General features: G+C 63.6%; 16 protein-coding genes and 1 tRNA gene. 10 read left to right on the top strand and 7 right to left on the bottom strand.

Annotated elements, in window-relative coordinates; translation table 11 throughout:
- The first annotated feature begins 21 nt into the window (after positions 1-21).
- The 6 genes from P0D84_RS12030 (at position 22) to lepB (ending at position 6,262) form a co-directional block, all read left to right on the top strand.
- On the top strand, positions 22-855 hold the full coding sequence (locus P0D84_RS12030; protein WP_408336563.1) for a class I SAM-dependent methyltransferase: 834 nt from the start codon (positions 22-24) through the stop codon (positions 853-855).
- 87 nt (positions 856-942) lie between these two features.
- Positions 943-2,541 carry a mannose-1-phosphate guanylyltransferase/mannose-6-phosphate isomerase gene (locus P0D84_RS12025; protein WP_408336560.1) on the top strand — a complete coding sequence of 533 codons (1,599 nt, stop codon included), beginning with the start codon at positions 943-945 and terminating at the stop codon, positions 2,539-2,541.
- The gene (locus P0D84_RS12020; RefSeq protein ID WP_408336557.1) at positions 2,516-3,106 is read left to right on the top strand and encodes a flavin reductase family protein; all 591 of its coding nucleotides are present in this window, start codon (positions 2,516-2,518) and stop codon (positions 3,104-3,106) included. The genes P0D84_RS12025 and P0D84_RS12020 overlap by 26 nt, the downstream gene beginning before the upstream one ends.
- 317 nt (positions 3,107-3,423) lie before the next feature.
- Positions 3,424-4,143 carry a FadR/GntR family transcriptional regulator gene (locus P0D84_RS12015; protein ID WP_408336554.1) on the top strand — a complete coding sequence of 240 codons (720 nt, stop codon included), beginning with the start codon at positions 3,424-3,426 and terminating at the stop codon, positions 4,141-4,143.
- Positions 4,144-4,317: 174 nt separating this feature from the next.
- On the top strand, positions 4,318-5,328 hold the full coding sequence (locus P0D84_RS12010; protein ID WP_408336551.1) for a Gfo/Idh/MocA family protein: 1,011 nt from the start codon (positions 4,318-4,320) through the stop codon (positions 5,326-5,328).
- Between the two features lie 235 nt (positions 5,329-5,563).
- Complete coding sequence (gene lepB, locus P0D84_RS12005; RefSeq protein WP_408336548.1) at positions 5,564-6,262, top strand: signal peptidase I; 699 nt, start codon at positions 5,564-5,566, stop codon at positions 6,260-6,262.
- A gap of 63 nt (positions 6,263-6,325) precedes the next feature.
- Here the strand turns inward: lepB and P0D84_RS12000 are convergent, their stop codons facing one another.
- The 5 genes from P0D84_RS12000 to P0D84_RS11980 form a co-directional block, all read right to left on the bottom strand.
- Positions 6,326-7,303, bottom strand: a complete 978-nt coding sequence (locus P0D84_RS12000; RefSeq protein WP_408339802.1) for a quinone-dependent dihydroorotate dehydrogenase — start codon at positions 7,301-7,303, stop codon at positions 6,326-6,328.
- A gap of 335 nt (positions 7,304-7,638) precedes the next feature.
- Positions 7,639-8,460, bottom strand: a complete 822-nt coding sequence (locus P0D84_RS11995; RefSeq protein WP_408336545.1) for an arginyltransferase — start codon at positions 8,458-8,460, stop codon at positions 7,639-7,641.
- Between the two features lie 116 nt (positions 8,461-8,576).
- On the bottom strand, positions 8,577-9,314 hold the full coding sequence (aat, locus tag P0D84_RS11990; RefSeq protein ID WP_408336542.1) for a leucyl/phenylalanyl-tRNA--protein transferase: 738 nt from the start codon (positions 9,312-9,314) through the stop codon (positions 8,577-8,579).
- A 9-nt stretch (positions 9,315-9,323) separates the two neighbouring features.
- Positions 9,324-9,869: an NUDIX hydrolase gene (locus P0D84_RS11985; protein ID WP_408336539.1), complete on the bottom strand. Its 546-nt coding sequence runs from the start codon at positions 9,867-9,869 to the stop codon at positions 9,324-9,326.
- A gap of 371 nt (positions 9,870-10,240) precedes the next feature.
- Positions 10,241-10,317, bottom strand: a tRNA-Met gene (locus P0D84_RS11980).
- A 429-nt stretch (positions 10,318-10,746) separates the two neighbouring features.
- On the opposite strand from P0D84_RS11980, the gene P0D84_RS11975 reads away from it, so the two are divergent.
- Together P0D84_RS11975 and P0D84_RS11970 are read left to right on the top strand one after the other, a co-directional pair.
- A complete protein-coding gene (locus tag P0D84_RS11975; protein ID WP_408336536.1) occupies positions 10,747-11,244 on the top strand; it encodes a heme-degrading domain-containing protein in 498 nt (165 codons plus the stop codon).
- A gap of 10 nt (positions 11,245-11,254) precedes the next feature.
- The gene (locus P0D84_RS11970; protein WP_408339800.1) at positions 11,255-11,587 is read left to right on the top strand and encodes a DMT family transporter; all 333 of its coding nucleotides are present in this window, start codon (positions 11,255-11,257) and stop codon (positions 11,585-11,587) included.
- A 3-nt stretch (positions 11,588-11,590) separates the two neighbouring features.
- On the opposite strand, the gene P0D84_RS11965 is transcribed toward P0D84_RS11970, so the two are convergent.
- A complete protein-coding gene (locus tag P0D84_RS11965) occupies positions 11,591-11,974 on the bottom strand; it encodes a hypothetical protein (RefSeq protein ID WP_408336533.1) in 384 nt (127 codons plus the stop codon).
- Between the two features lie 62 nt (positions 11,975-12,036).
- Positions 12,037-12,228 (bottom strand): hypothetical protein, encoded by a 192-nt coding sequence (locus tag P0D84_RS11960; RefSeq protein ID WP_408336530.1) that lies wholly within the window; start codon positions 12,226-12,228, stop codon positions 12,037-12,039.
- Between the two features lie 221 nt (positions 12,229-12,449).
- On the opposite strand from P0D84_RS11960, the gene P0D84_RS11955 reads away from it, so the two are divergent.
- Complete coding sequence (locus tag P0D84_RS11955) at positions 12,450-12,728, top strand: hypothetical protein (RefSeq protein ID WP_408336527.1); 279 nt, start codon at positions 12,450-12,452, stop codon at positions 12,726-12,728.
- The gene (locus tag P0D84_RS11950; RefSeq protein ID WP_408336524.1) at positions 12,728-13,153 is read left to right on the top strand and encodes a DUF1488 family protein; all 426 of its coding nucleotides are present in this window, start codon (positions 12,728-12,730) and stop codon (positions 13,151-13,153) included. The genes P0D84_RS11955 and P0D84_RS11950 overlap by 1 nt, the downstream gene beginning before the upstream one ends.
- Positions 13,154-13,308: the final 155 nt, after the last annotated feature.

The following is a 13,308-nucleotide window of genomic DNA, read 5'->3' as shown; positions in this document are numbered from 1 at the left end:
CCACTTCGATGGAGCATGGCCATGAACAGTCGATCCGAGTTGGACCGCATCAATCGTATGGCATGGAATTCAGCCGATGCCACCCGCGTCTTCACGCTCGATAAAACCTACTCGGACCCGGGCGAGCAGGCCGCGTTCGAGTGGCTCGCGCCGCGCTGCGCCGGTGAACCGTTGCTGGATATCGGCGTGGGCACGGGACGCACGATCCCGCTGATGACGTCGATCTCGAGCGACTACACCGGCGTCGATTACACGCTGAAACTGCTGGAGATCGCGCAGTCGCGCTATCCCGAGCTCGACTTGCGGCATATGGATGCGCGCGACATGTCGGCGTTGCCGTCAGGACATTACGGGCTGGCGCAGTTCAGCTGGAACGGCATCGACTGCGTGGACTACGACGATCGCGCGAAGATCCTCGGCGAGATGTACCGGTTGGTGCGGCCCGGCGGTTATGTGCTGTTTTCATCGCACAACCGCGGCGGCCCCGGTTACCGCGAGAACATCTGGCAATTGCTGCCGCAATTCAGCTTCAATCCGCTCAAGCTCGGCTGGCGCACGCTGCGCTCGATGCGGCGCTTTCAACTCGGCATGTTGAACTACATGCGTAACGTCAAGTTGAATCGCGACTACGGCGGCTATGCAGTGAAGACGGCGGCGGCGCACAACTTCGGCATTGTGATCGTCTATACGACGCTGCAGGAGCAGCGCCGCCAACTCGCGCAGATCGGTTTTCAGAGCAGCGCGGTGTTCGGTAGTTGTCAGGGCAACCGCATTGCCGACGACGTGGAAAGCAGCGACGCGTGGTGGTTTCACTTCATCGCGCGCAAACCGGTTGCCGCGTGCCGTTTCGACTGACCGCCGCCGGGGGGCAAGGCGGCGCACCACGCGCATCACATCAAGAATGCATAACAGACCAGCTTGAACACTTACGGGGATCGCACAATGAATCGTATCGTTGAACCAGGCAATCCGTGCGCGTCGACTGCGAGCGTCACCGAAACGGCCACGCGTGTGTCCGTCCAGCCGGTGATTCTCGCGGGCGGCTCCGGCACGCGGCTGTGGCCGTTGTCGCGCGAACGCAATCCCAAACAACTGATCGGCCTGATGGGCGACGAATCGCTGCTCGAAGCAACGTTGCGCCGGATCGATCTTGCGTTCGCCACGGCGGGGTATGGCGCGACGGCGCCAGGGAGGCCGGGTGACGCTAAGCCGGGCACGGCCACGCCGCTGGTGGTGTGTTGCGAGGATCTGCGGCTGCAAACGCTCGAACGTCTCGAACAGTGCGGCCGGCCGGCGCGCATGCTGCTCGAGCCGGTGCCTCGCAATACCGCGCCGGCGCTGACCGTGGCGGCGTTGGCCGCGCGCGCGGCAGCCGCGGCCGGCGACGATCCCGTCATCGTCGCGTTGCCCGCGGATCATCTGATTGACGATCATGCGGCTTTCGGCGCGGCGCTCGCTGAAGCGGTTTCTCACGCCGCGCGCGGTGCGATCGTGACGCTCGGCGTGCCGCCGCAGCGTGCTGAAACCGGCTATGGCTATATCCGCACGGGAGCGGCGCTTGGCGCGCACGGGGCACGCGCGATCGAACGCTTCGTCGAGAAGCCCGATGCGGAGCTCGCTGAACGCTACGCCGCCTCCGGTGAGTACTGGTGGAACAGCGGCATGTTCGTGGTGCGCGCGTCGGTCTGGCTTGCTGCCATCGCGCTATGCCGGCCTCTGATCGCGGCGGCCTGCGCAGAGGCTTTCGAGCATGCCACGCTGGATGGCGGCGGCGCGCTCCATCTCGCGCGCGAGGCGTTCGCCGCGTGTCCTTCCGATTCGATCGACTACGCGGTGATGGAGCGTCTTGCCACCGACGCGCGCCTCGTCGGCGTCGCGGTGCCGCTGGTCGCGGGGTGGTCCGACGTGGGTGCCTGGGATTCGGTATGGGAGGCGTCCGACAAGGACGCTTGCGGCAACGTCGCGCGTGGCCGCGTGATGTTCGAGGATTCGAACGACAGCTTCGCGCATTCCGAGGGCCGGCTCGTCGCGTGTGTCGGCGTGAGCGGCGTGGTGGTGGTCGAGACCGCCGACGCGGTGCTGGTCGCCGCGAAAGATCGCGTGCAGGACGTCAAGGCGATCGTCAGCCGGCTGAAGCTGGAGCACGGCACGGAGGCCGAGGAGCATCGCAAGGTCGGCCGGCCGTGGGGCTTTTACGATTCGCTCGAACGTGGCGAGCGCTTCCAGGTGAAGCGCATCGTCGTCAAACCGGGTGGGCGTCTGTCGTTGCAGATGCATCATCATCGCGCGGAACATTGGATCGTGGTGCGCGGCACCGCGCGTGTCACGCGCGGCGAGGAATCCTTCCTGCTCTCGGAAAACCAGTCGACGTACATTCCGCTCGGCGTCACGCACCGGCTCGAAAATCCGGGCAAGACGCCGCTTGAAATGATCGAGGTGCAATCAGGCAGTTATCTCGGCGAGGACGACATCGTGCGCCTCGACGATCAATACGGGCGAGATCAGGAGAGCGATCATGCAGGCGCGGGTACTTCACGCTGACAGGCGGCAGGAGGGTGGGGGCGCGGCGTTGCAGGAGCCGGACCTGAACGTATCGAGCTTCGACGAGCGCCGTTTCCGCCATGCGCTGGGGCGTTTCGCCACCGGCGTGGTGGTGATTTCGACCGGCAGCGGCGACGCGATGCACGCGATGACCGCCAATGCCTTCATGTCCGGTTCGCTCAAGCCGCCGCTGATCGTCGTGTCGGTCGGGCACCGCGCGCGCATGCACGAGCGTCTGATGAACAGCGCGGTGTTCGGCGTGAGCGTGTTGTCCGACGCCCAGGAACCGCATAGCCGCCACTTTGCCGGCGAGCCGCAGAGCCGCCTCGCGCCGCGCTTCGCGCCGGTGGACGGCTTGCCCGACGTGGTGCTGCTCGAACACGCCGCGGCCCGTTTCGCGGCGCGCCTGGTGGACCGGCATCCGTGCGGCGATCACACGCTCTTTGTTGGCGAAGTGCTGGTGTTCTCGCTCGACCAACACGCGCCACTGATCTTTTTCGGCGGACGCTATGCGTCGGTGGCCGGGCCGACGCTCGACGCCCCAGGCGCCGTCTCGTCGCGCTAGTCTTTTCGCGCCGGACCCTGGCTGTTTACGCCGTGTGCATCAGACAATTCGGTTCACTACGTGCGTCTTCGCACCATGCAAATTCCGGAACGGAGGCACGCTTGAGACGCAAGCTTATGGCCCGTCAAAACATGCGGCGTTACACGGAAGAAACAATTCTTCAGAGGGATAACCCTCTCAGGAGGTTTCCCAACTGGCGCATCTGGTTTGAAGCTAGCAACGTATCGTAAAAGAAAGACTACACATCGATAACGACACACTAGGGCCGCTTGATCAACAGGCTACGCGGGGACAAACACCGCTTCGGGGAGAGTGTCATGGAACAGGCAAACAAGGATCGCTCGCTGGTCAGCAAAGTCATGGATGGACTCGTGACCGGCATAGTGGAAGAGAAGTACGGCGCCATACTGCCACCGCAGGATGTGCTGTCGAAGGAGTTCGACGTCAGTCGCACCGTCATGCGCGAGGCGCTGTCGATGCTGCTCGCGCGCGACATGCTGGACGTGCGGCCGAAGATCGGCACGCGCATCCGGCCGATGGGCGATTGGCGCATGATCGACGAGGACGTCGTGAACTGGCGTTTTCGCGCTAAACCCGATCCGCTGTTTCTGCGCGACGTGATCGAATTTCGCATCCTGATCGAACCGCGCGCCTCGGCGCAGGCGGCCGCACGGGGCAGTGCCGCCGACATCGCGGCGATTCGCGAGGCGTTCGATGCGTTCCGCGCGATCCGGCCGGGCGAGCCGGGCTATCAGGAAGCCGACGAACTGTTCCATGCGCGCATCATGGCGGCGAGCGGCAACCAGTTCTTCAAGCAGATGGCGGCGATCATTCGCGGCGCGCTGTCGACCGTCAATCCGATCCTTGGTCAGAAGGAAGGCGCGTGGGAGCAGGCGGTGGGCACCCATCAGCGCGTGGTCGAAGCGATCGAACGGCGCGATCCGAAGGAAGCGGAAAGCGCCTCGCTGGCGATGATCGACTACAGCGCGGAAGAGATCGGCAGCGACATTACGCCGGCACCGCCGGCACGCGGCTGAGCGCGGCCGGGTGGGGCCGTGAATGGGGCCTGAGTGTGGCCTCTATGATCGCGACCCAGGTTGTCTTCCGGCAGGGAACTTGCATGATGAACGACGCGGCACGATGGCAGCATATGCATGCGCTGCTTGCTTCACAATAGCGTCTGTTTGGAACTGCAAGGACTTGAAGAAACGATGACCATCGCAATGCTGGAAGCAATGCCAGAAACCCCCTCGGGCGAGTTGATTCGCTGGGGGATCGTCGGGACGGGCCGCATTGCCCGTCGCTTCGCGCTTGGACTCAACCATGTGCCGCACGCGCAACTTGCCGCGCTGTGGTCACGCCGCGCCGAACCGGCCATGGCTTTCGCCGAGGAATTCGGCGGCGAGGTGTGCGCGAGTTTCGACGCCCTGCTCGCGAGCGGCATCGACGCGCTTTATATCGCCACCGTCCAGGACAGTCACGCCGATTACGCAATCGCCGCGCTGCAAGCCGGTCTGCACGTGCTGTGCGAAAAACCCGCCACCATCAACAAGCCGCAACTCGAACGTGTGCTCGAGGCCGCGCGCGCCGCACAACGGCTTTTCATGGAAGCCATGAAGCCGCCGTTCTATCCACTCTACAGAAAGTTGCGCGCGCATCTGGATGCCGAGCCGGTCGGCGAGGTCGGTCTCGTGCGCGCCGGCTGTTCGGTGCCGGGCGTGCCGGACGATCATCCGTCGCTGTCGTTCGAGCATGCGGGCGGCGCGCTGCTCGATATCGGCGTCTATGAGATGTTTCTCGCGGTCGACTGGCTCGGTGCGCCGCGTGAGGTGCAGACGCTCGGGCGGCTGGGTTCGACCGGCGTCGATACGTTCGCGAGTCTGAACAGCCAGCATGAGCGTGGCATCGCCCAGCTGTTTTGCGGGCTCGATCTGCACGGCAAGGGCGACGCGTTGCTGATGGCCACGGGCGGCCATGTCACGATTCATGAACCCTGGTGGAATCCGGCACGTGCGACGATCCGCTACGCGGACGGTCATGTGGTCGAACTCGACGAACCGTTCGAAGGCGGGGGTCTGAACTACGAGACCGCGCATTTTTGCGAGCTGATTCGGGCAGGACAGATTGAGAGCCCGCTGATGCCCCATAGCAAGTCGCTGCAGATGATCGAAATGGCCGATGCCGCGCGGGCTGCTTTGGGGCTTAAGTTCGCGGGGGAGTGACGGTTCGCTGAGAGCGACTGCGCGCGATTCAGGGCGGTAAGAGCACGGGTGCGGCGAGGGCCCGCGCGCGACGCTGGAGCAGCAATGCGCACGGGGCGGCTTGAGCGAGGCAAGGCGTCGCAGTCGCCGCGCCGCTTCCAGCGGCGGTGGTACGATCTGCGCGGGCGCGCGGACTCGAACAAAAGGGGCCACGTACCCGCAGCTTTCGATTCCCCTTCCGCTGGAGCCACCTGCGATGCGCATGCTTGGAAAACTGTGGCGCGACAACAAGAGCCTTGTCGCCTTTCTGTTCCTGATGGTGCTGTTCCGCAGCGCCGTGGCCGACTGGAACGTCGTGCCGAGCGGCTCGATGTTGCCGACGATCCGCGAAGGCGACCGGATCTTCGTCGACAAGATGGCCTACGATCTGCGCGTGCCGCTCACCCACATCACGATCGCGCATCTGCACGATCCGCAGCGCGGCGATATCGTCACGATCGATTCTTCGGCGGCCCATGAGTTGATCGTCAAGCGTCTGATCGGCTTGCCCGGCGACAGTGTCGCCATGCGCGACAACGTGCTGTATGTGAACGGCGTGCGCGCGGATTATCAGCCGCTGCACTTCAAGCCGCTGCCGGGCGATGCTACGTCCCCCGGCGACTATCTGACCGAGCGTTTTGACGGCGTCGTGCATACGGTACGCCTTGCGCCCGAGGCGCCGAGTCCGCGCAATTCGTTCGGACCGGTGGTCGTGCCGCCAGGCGAGTATCTGATGCTCGGTGACAACCGCGACGATAGCGCCGACTCGCGTTACTTTGGCTTTTTTCCGCGCAACGAATTGATGGGCCGTACGCGTCACGTCGCGTATTCGCTTGACCCGGACCACCACTACAAACCGCGCTTCGAGCGCTTCGGCGCGCCGCTGGATGCGGCGTCGCTAGCCGCCAGTCGTTAGGCTGGCGAAGCCGCTGCGCCGGAAGGCCACTGCGCCCGGAAGACCCACTGTCTGGCGTTAGCCTCAGCGCAGCGCCTGCGCGCATTCGGCCACCAGCGCCGGTCCGCGGTAGATGAAGCCGGTGTAGAGCTGCACCAGTGAAGCGCCCGCCGCGAGCTTGGCGCGCGCATCCTCGCCCGAGAAAATCCCGCCCACGCCGATAATCGGCACTGCCTCGCCGACTTCCGCGCGCAGTTTGCGGATCACTTCGTTCGAAGCGTCGAACACCGGCTTGCCCGACAGGCCGCCGGCCTCGTCGCCGTACTGCATGCCCGTGACGGCGGTGCGCGACAGCGTGGTATTGGTGGCGATCACGCCTTCGAAGTGGTGGCGCAACAGCGTATCGGCGATCGATTTGATCTGTTCGTCGTCGAGGTCCGGCGCGATCTTCAGGGCGAGCGGCACCAGTTTGCCATGCATGTCGGCCAGACGCTGCTGCTTGTCCTTCAGCGCGGCGAGCAGCGCGTCGAGTTCGCCCGCGCCTTGCAACTGGCGCAGATTCTTCGTATTCGGCGACGAGATGTTGACCGTCACATAGCTCGCGAACGGGTACACGCGTTCGAGGCAGTACAGATAGTCTTCGGCGGCGCGCTCGATGGGCGTGTCGGCGTTCTTGCCGATATTCAGCCCGAGAATGCCGCGATAGCGCGCGGCCTGCACGTTCTTGACGAACTGGTCGACGCCCGCGTTGTTGAAGCCCATCCGGTTGATCACGGCATTCGCCTGCGGCAGGCGGAACATGCGCGGGCGCGGATTACCCGGCTGCGCGCGCGGCGTGACCGTGCCCACTTCGATGAAGCCGAAGCCCAGTGCGGCGAGGCCGTCGATCGCGGCGCCGTCCTTGTCCAGGCCTGCGGCGAGCCCGACCGGATTGCGGAACGTCAGCCCCATCACGGTGCGCGGCGCATCCGGCACGCGTGGCCCGAGCGCGCCGGCGAGACCGGTGCGGCCGGCGGCGCCGAGCATGCGCAAAGTCAGGTGGTGAGCGTCTTCCGCATCCATGCGAAAGAGTTGAGCGCGTACGAGCGGGTAGAGGGAGCTGAACACAGGACGAAGCCGGGCGGCCGGAAAATGGGAACCCGCCATTTTACCGGCTTTGAGGCTTTAATGAGACCAACTGAAAGGGAAGCGAAGGCGCGGGCGTCGGAGTGAGTGCTGCGGATGAGGGGGCGTGAGGGTGCGTGAGGTGGCCTCGTGTGCCGGCGCGGCGGTGGCATCGCAACACGAAGAGATGTCCGAGGGCGCCGCGCTTCGACCGAAGCAGCCGCTGAGATCCAGACGCTGTCGGCGCCGGAGTGCGTCGGCCGTACCGTCCTGGCTGGTAAAGCCCGCGGACATTACGGCCGTAGCGGCCCGCGCCTGCCCTGAATCGCCAGATCGACCGGCGGCAGATCGATGCTGGCAGGATCGAGCACCTTCCATGAACCGTCGATCAAGCCTTCGAGCGGCCGGAAATTCGCCTTGTACGCCATCTTCGGGCTCTCGCGAATCCAGTAGCCGAGGTAGACGTAGGGCAGCTTGAGGCTCTTCGCCTGCTCGATCTGCCAGTAAATGTTGTAGGTGCCGAAGCTGGTATGCGGCAGACCCGGTTCGAAGAACGTATACACCGACGAGAGCCCGTCACCGAGGATGTCGATCATGCTGATCATGCGCAGAATGCCTGGCGCTTCCGGACGATCCGGCAACGGCTCGCGGAATTCGACCAGCCGCGAGTTGATCCGGCTCTGCAGCAGGAACTGTTCGTATTGGTCGCGGCTGTCGCGGTCCATGCCGCCGCCGGCATGTCGCGCCGACTGATAGCGCATGTAGAGCGCGTAGTGCTCTTCGTCGTAATGCAGCGGGGCGACGGTCGCGACCAGCTCGCCGTGCTTCTTCCAGACCCGGCGCTGCGTACGGTTCGCCTCGAAACGGTCGACCGGTACACGCACGGGCACGCAGGCGCGGCAGCCATCGCAATACGGGCGGTAGGTAAACACGCCGGAGCGCCGGAAGCCGGCTTTGACGAGGTCGGTATAGACGTCGGAGTTGATCAGATGGCTGGGCGTGGCGACTTGCGAGCGCGCAATGCGTCCATCCAGATAGCTGCAGGGATAGGGCGCCGTTGCATAAAATTGCAGCGCGGAAAGCGGAGAAAGAGGCAGCTCGTTGGGATGAGTCACGTTGGCAGCTCTCGAAGCGTCTCTGGTATTGCAAACCCGGCGCCTTGCGGTTTTCAACCCGCGGCTCGTGACCCGCGGCTCGGTAGGCGACGGATCCGGATTCGGCCTGATTCTTACTACGCCGCCGGCGCGACGACATCGAGCAATACGGTCTTGTCGAAGCGCCAGGGAACGGGCGGTGCGTCGACAGACGCGCGAACATGCGCGATGAACGCCTTGCGCGCGATCTCGCGGCCGCCAAGCGACGCCAGATGCGACGTGTTCTGCTGGCAGTCTATCATTTCTATTTTGTGACGTCGCAAGTGTCCGACGAGCGCGGCCAGCGCCATTTTCGACGCATCGGCGAGCTCCGCGAACATCGATTCGCCGAAGAACATCCGGCCGAACGACACCCCATACAAACCGCCTACGCGCTTGCCTTCGAACCAGGTTTCGATGCTGTGCGCGTCGCCTACCCGATGCAGCGACGAATACGCTTCGACCACATCGGCGGTGATCCAGGTGCCGCGCTGGCCGCGCCGCGGCGCTTGCGCACAGGCGCGCATCACGGCGGCGAAATCGTGGTCGACGCGGATTTCCCACGCGTCCTCGCGCAGCACACGCTTGAGCGTCTTGCGCAGCGAGGGCGACAGTTTGAATTCGGCGGGGCGCAGGATCATGCGTGGATCGGGACTCCACCACAACACCGGCTGGCCGTCCGAGTACCACGGGAAGATGCCGCGCCGATAGGCGTCGATCAGCCGCGACGGCAGCAGATCGCCGCTGGCGGCGAGCAGGCCCGCTGCGCCGCTTGCCGCGCCGAGCGCGCGCTCGACGGGAGGAAACGGATCGTCAGGTCCGAGCCAGGGAACCATGCGCGCCGCTCAACCTTCGCGCAGCGAGCGGAAGATGTCGCCCGTGTGCAGGCCGTAACTGCCGGCGGCACGGTCGGCGAAAAAGAAACGCAAGGTTTGGCCGATGGTCGGGAAGGCGATCTCGTCCCACGGAATTTCGTGTTCCTCGAAGAGTTTCACTTCGAGGCTTTCCTCGCCGGCTGCAATGTCGAGGTCGAGCAGGCGCGCCATATAGAACAGATGCACCTGATGCACGTGCGGCACGTTCAGCAGCGAGAACAGGCTTTGCACCTCGACACGCGCGCCGGCTTCTTCCAGCGTTTCGCGCGAAGCCGCTTCGGCGGTGGTTTCGCCCATTTCCATGAAACCCGCCGGCAGCGTCCAGTAGCCGTAGCGCGGTTCGATCGCGCGACGGCACAGCAGCACTTTGTCGTCCCAGACCGGAACGGTGCCGACCACGTTGCGCGGATTCTGATAATGCACCGTGCCGCAATTGCCGCATACGAAGCGCTCGCGGTTGTCACCCGGCGGAATGCTCAGGCTGACGCCGTGGCCGCAGACAGAACAGAATTTCATAGGAAGGGGACGAGAAAGAGTGATGGGAGTTTATCACTGGGCTGGCGTTTTCGAGGGACGGCGAAGACGGCAGGCCGGTGGGGGTGTGAGGGCAGTGGCGCGTGTGGTGCGGTGGACGTGGCTCGGGCGGTGGCGGCCTTGTCCGATTGGCTAACGCTGGCGCGTTTCGGCGCTATTCGATGGCGGGTGAGTTAGGATTGCTACCAGATTGATGCATGGGCATGAGGCCTGCAGTATCTGAGTGAGGAAAAGAAGAGAGCACGCACGGCAGCAATGAAGGGCGAAGCAGAAAACAAAAAAGGCCTGCCGGTTTGGCAAGCCTTTGATGTTGTTTCGACGTTTCGAACCGCTTCAGCTACTTGGAAGTGACTTGGTTGCGGGGGTAGGATTTGAACCTACGACCTTCGGGTTATGAGCCCGACGAGCTGCCAGACTGCTCCACCCCGCGTCCGTCGAAGAAAAGATTATAGGACAAAGAGAAGACCGACGCAATAGCTATTTAAGAACCGACTTCAATATGCGTCCATGCGAGGCGGCTCCGAAGCGCAGTGGTTTTCAACGCGAAGCGGCTTCTCAAGCGCAGCGAACTTTAAAGCGCGGCGGCTTCCAAAGCGAAGTGGCTCTAAAGCGAGGCGGCTTCCAAAGCGAGGCGAACTCTAAAGGGCAGCGGCTTCCAAACCGAGGCGAACTCCAAAACAGCGAACTGCAAAGCAACGAACTCCAAAGCACAACTGCTTCCAAAGTCGCCACGCGCATTGCCGGCGTTACATACCGGAAGGCCTTCGTAAGGCGCTGCGCTAGAATTCAGATTCTCTTCCTGGCGCCGGTATGCATTTGCAACGGCCAGCGCTTCACTTCTTACCTTGCTCTGAACTCCATGGATATCGCTCACGATCTACAGGTGATTGCCGCTCAGGAACACGCGCTGGTGTTCCCGCACTTCGACGCCGACCGCGCATGGCAGGTCGGTGCCTATCTGCACGAGGTCGCCAAGGCACGCGGTATCGCCGCCGCCATCGACGTGCGCACGTTCGGTCAGCCGCTATTCTTCAGCTTGCTCGACGGAGCGACGCCGGACAATGTCGACTGGGCGCGCCGCAAGGGCAACACGGTTGCGCATTTTCGGCGCAGTTCGTATGCGATCGGTTTGAAGATGCAACAGGCGGGCAGCACGCTCGCTGACAAGCACGGCTTGCCCGCCACGGAATACGCGTCTCATGGCGGCGCTTTCCCATTGAAGGTAGCGGGCGCCGGTGTGATCGGCTCGATCACAGTATCCGGACTGCCGCAGCGCGCCGATCATGAACTGGTGGTGGAAGCACTGTGTGCTCACCTCGGTCACGACTACAGCAAGCTCGCGCTTGCAAAGGCCTGAGCCGATGCGGATGCCTCCGTATGCCTTGCTTGCCATTGCGATCGTCACCGAAGTCATTGCGACCTCCGCGATGCGGGCGTCGGAAGGTTTTTCGCGGTTGTTGCCCGCAACGGTTGTGGTGATCGGTTATGGCATTGCGTTCTATTGCCTGTCGCTGACGCTCAAGAGTATTCCGGTCGGCATCGTCTACGCAGTGTGGTCCGGCGCCGGCATCGTGCTGATCACGCTGGTCGCGGTCGTGATGTACCGGCAAGTGCCCGACGTGCCGGCCATCATCGGGCTCGGGCTGATCATTGCCGGGGTCGCCGTGCTGAATATGTTCTCGAAGATGCAGGCGCACTGAGCCTTACTTGCAACGCACGATCATCGAACGGTTTTTCACGTTGGCCGAGACCACGTTCGTGACGCTGCCGCCCGCGGTGCCGCCTTCGTCATTGTCTTTCGACACGATGTCGTAGCCGGTTGCGCCACATGCCTTGCCGGCCTGCACGTAGCAGGAGGCCCAGCTGGAAGCGGCATCGGCGCCGCTGCAGTTCACCGCAAAGCCGGTCTGGCCGTTCGGCAGATTGATCAGCGATGTGGTGTTCGACGATGCGCAGCCGGCGAGACCCGCGCCAAGCAGCGCGGCGGCGGGCAGGACAACCGACAGGGACGCTCCGCGGACGAGCGCAAGCGCGGCGCTGCTGGGTCGGAAGCGGCCGGAGCGGCGCAGTTGCGTCATGAAATGCATCGTGATGTTTCCTTTCAAATAGATATCGAGTCTCGCCGCGCACCGGAAGTGTGCTCTCAAGGCTAAGGCGTTTCGATCGTGATGCCCGCCGCGCTGACCTTTTGACGGCTTTCCGTGCCGCTTTCGGTCGCCGCGTCTTCCCAGATGCTGATGGCTTTCGGAATGTCGATGCCGTGGCTTTCGGCGTACGCAAACCATTTGTTTGCCGCATCCGGCTCGGGCAATTCGTGGTTCTGCAGAAAATATTTTCCCATACTGCGCTCGTTGGATTCGAAATGGCGTCACAGCGTCAGCACGGATCGTGCCGGTGAACTGGTTCGACAGAGGCGAACGGCACAAGTGCAATCCGGTGGATCGCTTTGCACACAGAACTTATCGGCTCGGGGCGCGCCTTACTTACCTGTCTGTTGCGAACGCATGCGTGTGAACCGTCCACGAGGCGTCCGTCCATCAACTGCAAGCGAGGAGAATGAACATGGCTGAACGCGTCAGCGGCCCTTATCGCGGCTATTACATCAGCGCTGCCGCGCGCCTCGTGCCGGCAGTCGAAGCGTCCGCGCCGGCCGCCAGCACTGCAAGAGGTACGTACGTCGGTTCAGTGAGCCTGGCTGAACAGGGGCCGGACGATCCGCACCGGATGGAAACCTTGCTCGAACTCGGCGATGCGCAGCGCTTTGGCAGCGAAGAGGACGCGCTGGTCTTCGTCGAACAGGCGGCGCGCGACTATGTCGACCGCTTGCTCGGAGGCGCCTGATGGCGGCGCGCGACATTGAGGACGACAGCGCTGGAGGCTGGACCGCGGTCCAGCCGCGCGAGTACCATATCGGGCATGTCCGGGGGCGGCCGGTTCTCGCCGGTGTCCATATCCTGCCGGATACTTCTGATGAGGCGACCATGGAAATTCGGTTTCCCGCGGACGCGCCTGCATACCGCGACTCCAATCTGACGGTGGTGTTTCCCGCGCTTGTGGACGGCGAACCGGTGCCGTGCGCGATCTCGGTCGAAGCGCTCGAGGATCACTTCGGCGCGTACACCGAAGATCTCGAAGGCTGGATGCGCGCGTTCGACGCCGGGCGTCCGTGTATCGAGGCAGTTGCGCGCGAACATTTGCAGATCAGCAACGGCACGCCTGTTTTGCTCAAGAGCGGCCATTTCCCGCCGGGAAACGTCGCGGTTTAGAGGCGGGCTCATAGCGACAGAGCACATAGACGCGTGGGTTCAAACCCGATCGATTACGCAGGTGCTATTCCAGGCTTGAAGGTCGCCCGCGCCGGCGCCGCTTTCGTGTGTGTTACGTGGGTTTTCGTGTGGTTAGGCCCCTTGATCTTCCGTCG

The organism is Paraburkholderia sp. RL17-337-BIB-A (assembly GCF_046025895.1).
Taxonomy (GTDB): domain Bacteria; phylum Pseudomonadota; class Gammaproteobacteria; order Burkholderiales; family Burkholderiaceae; genus Paraburkholderia; species Paraburkholderia fungorum_C.
The sequence above is the reverse complement of the archived record's forward strand: the minus strand, read 5'-3'. Positions and strand labels throughout refer to the sequence as shown.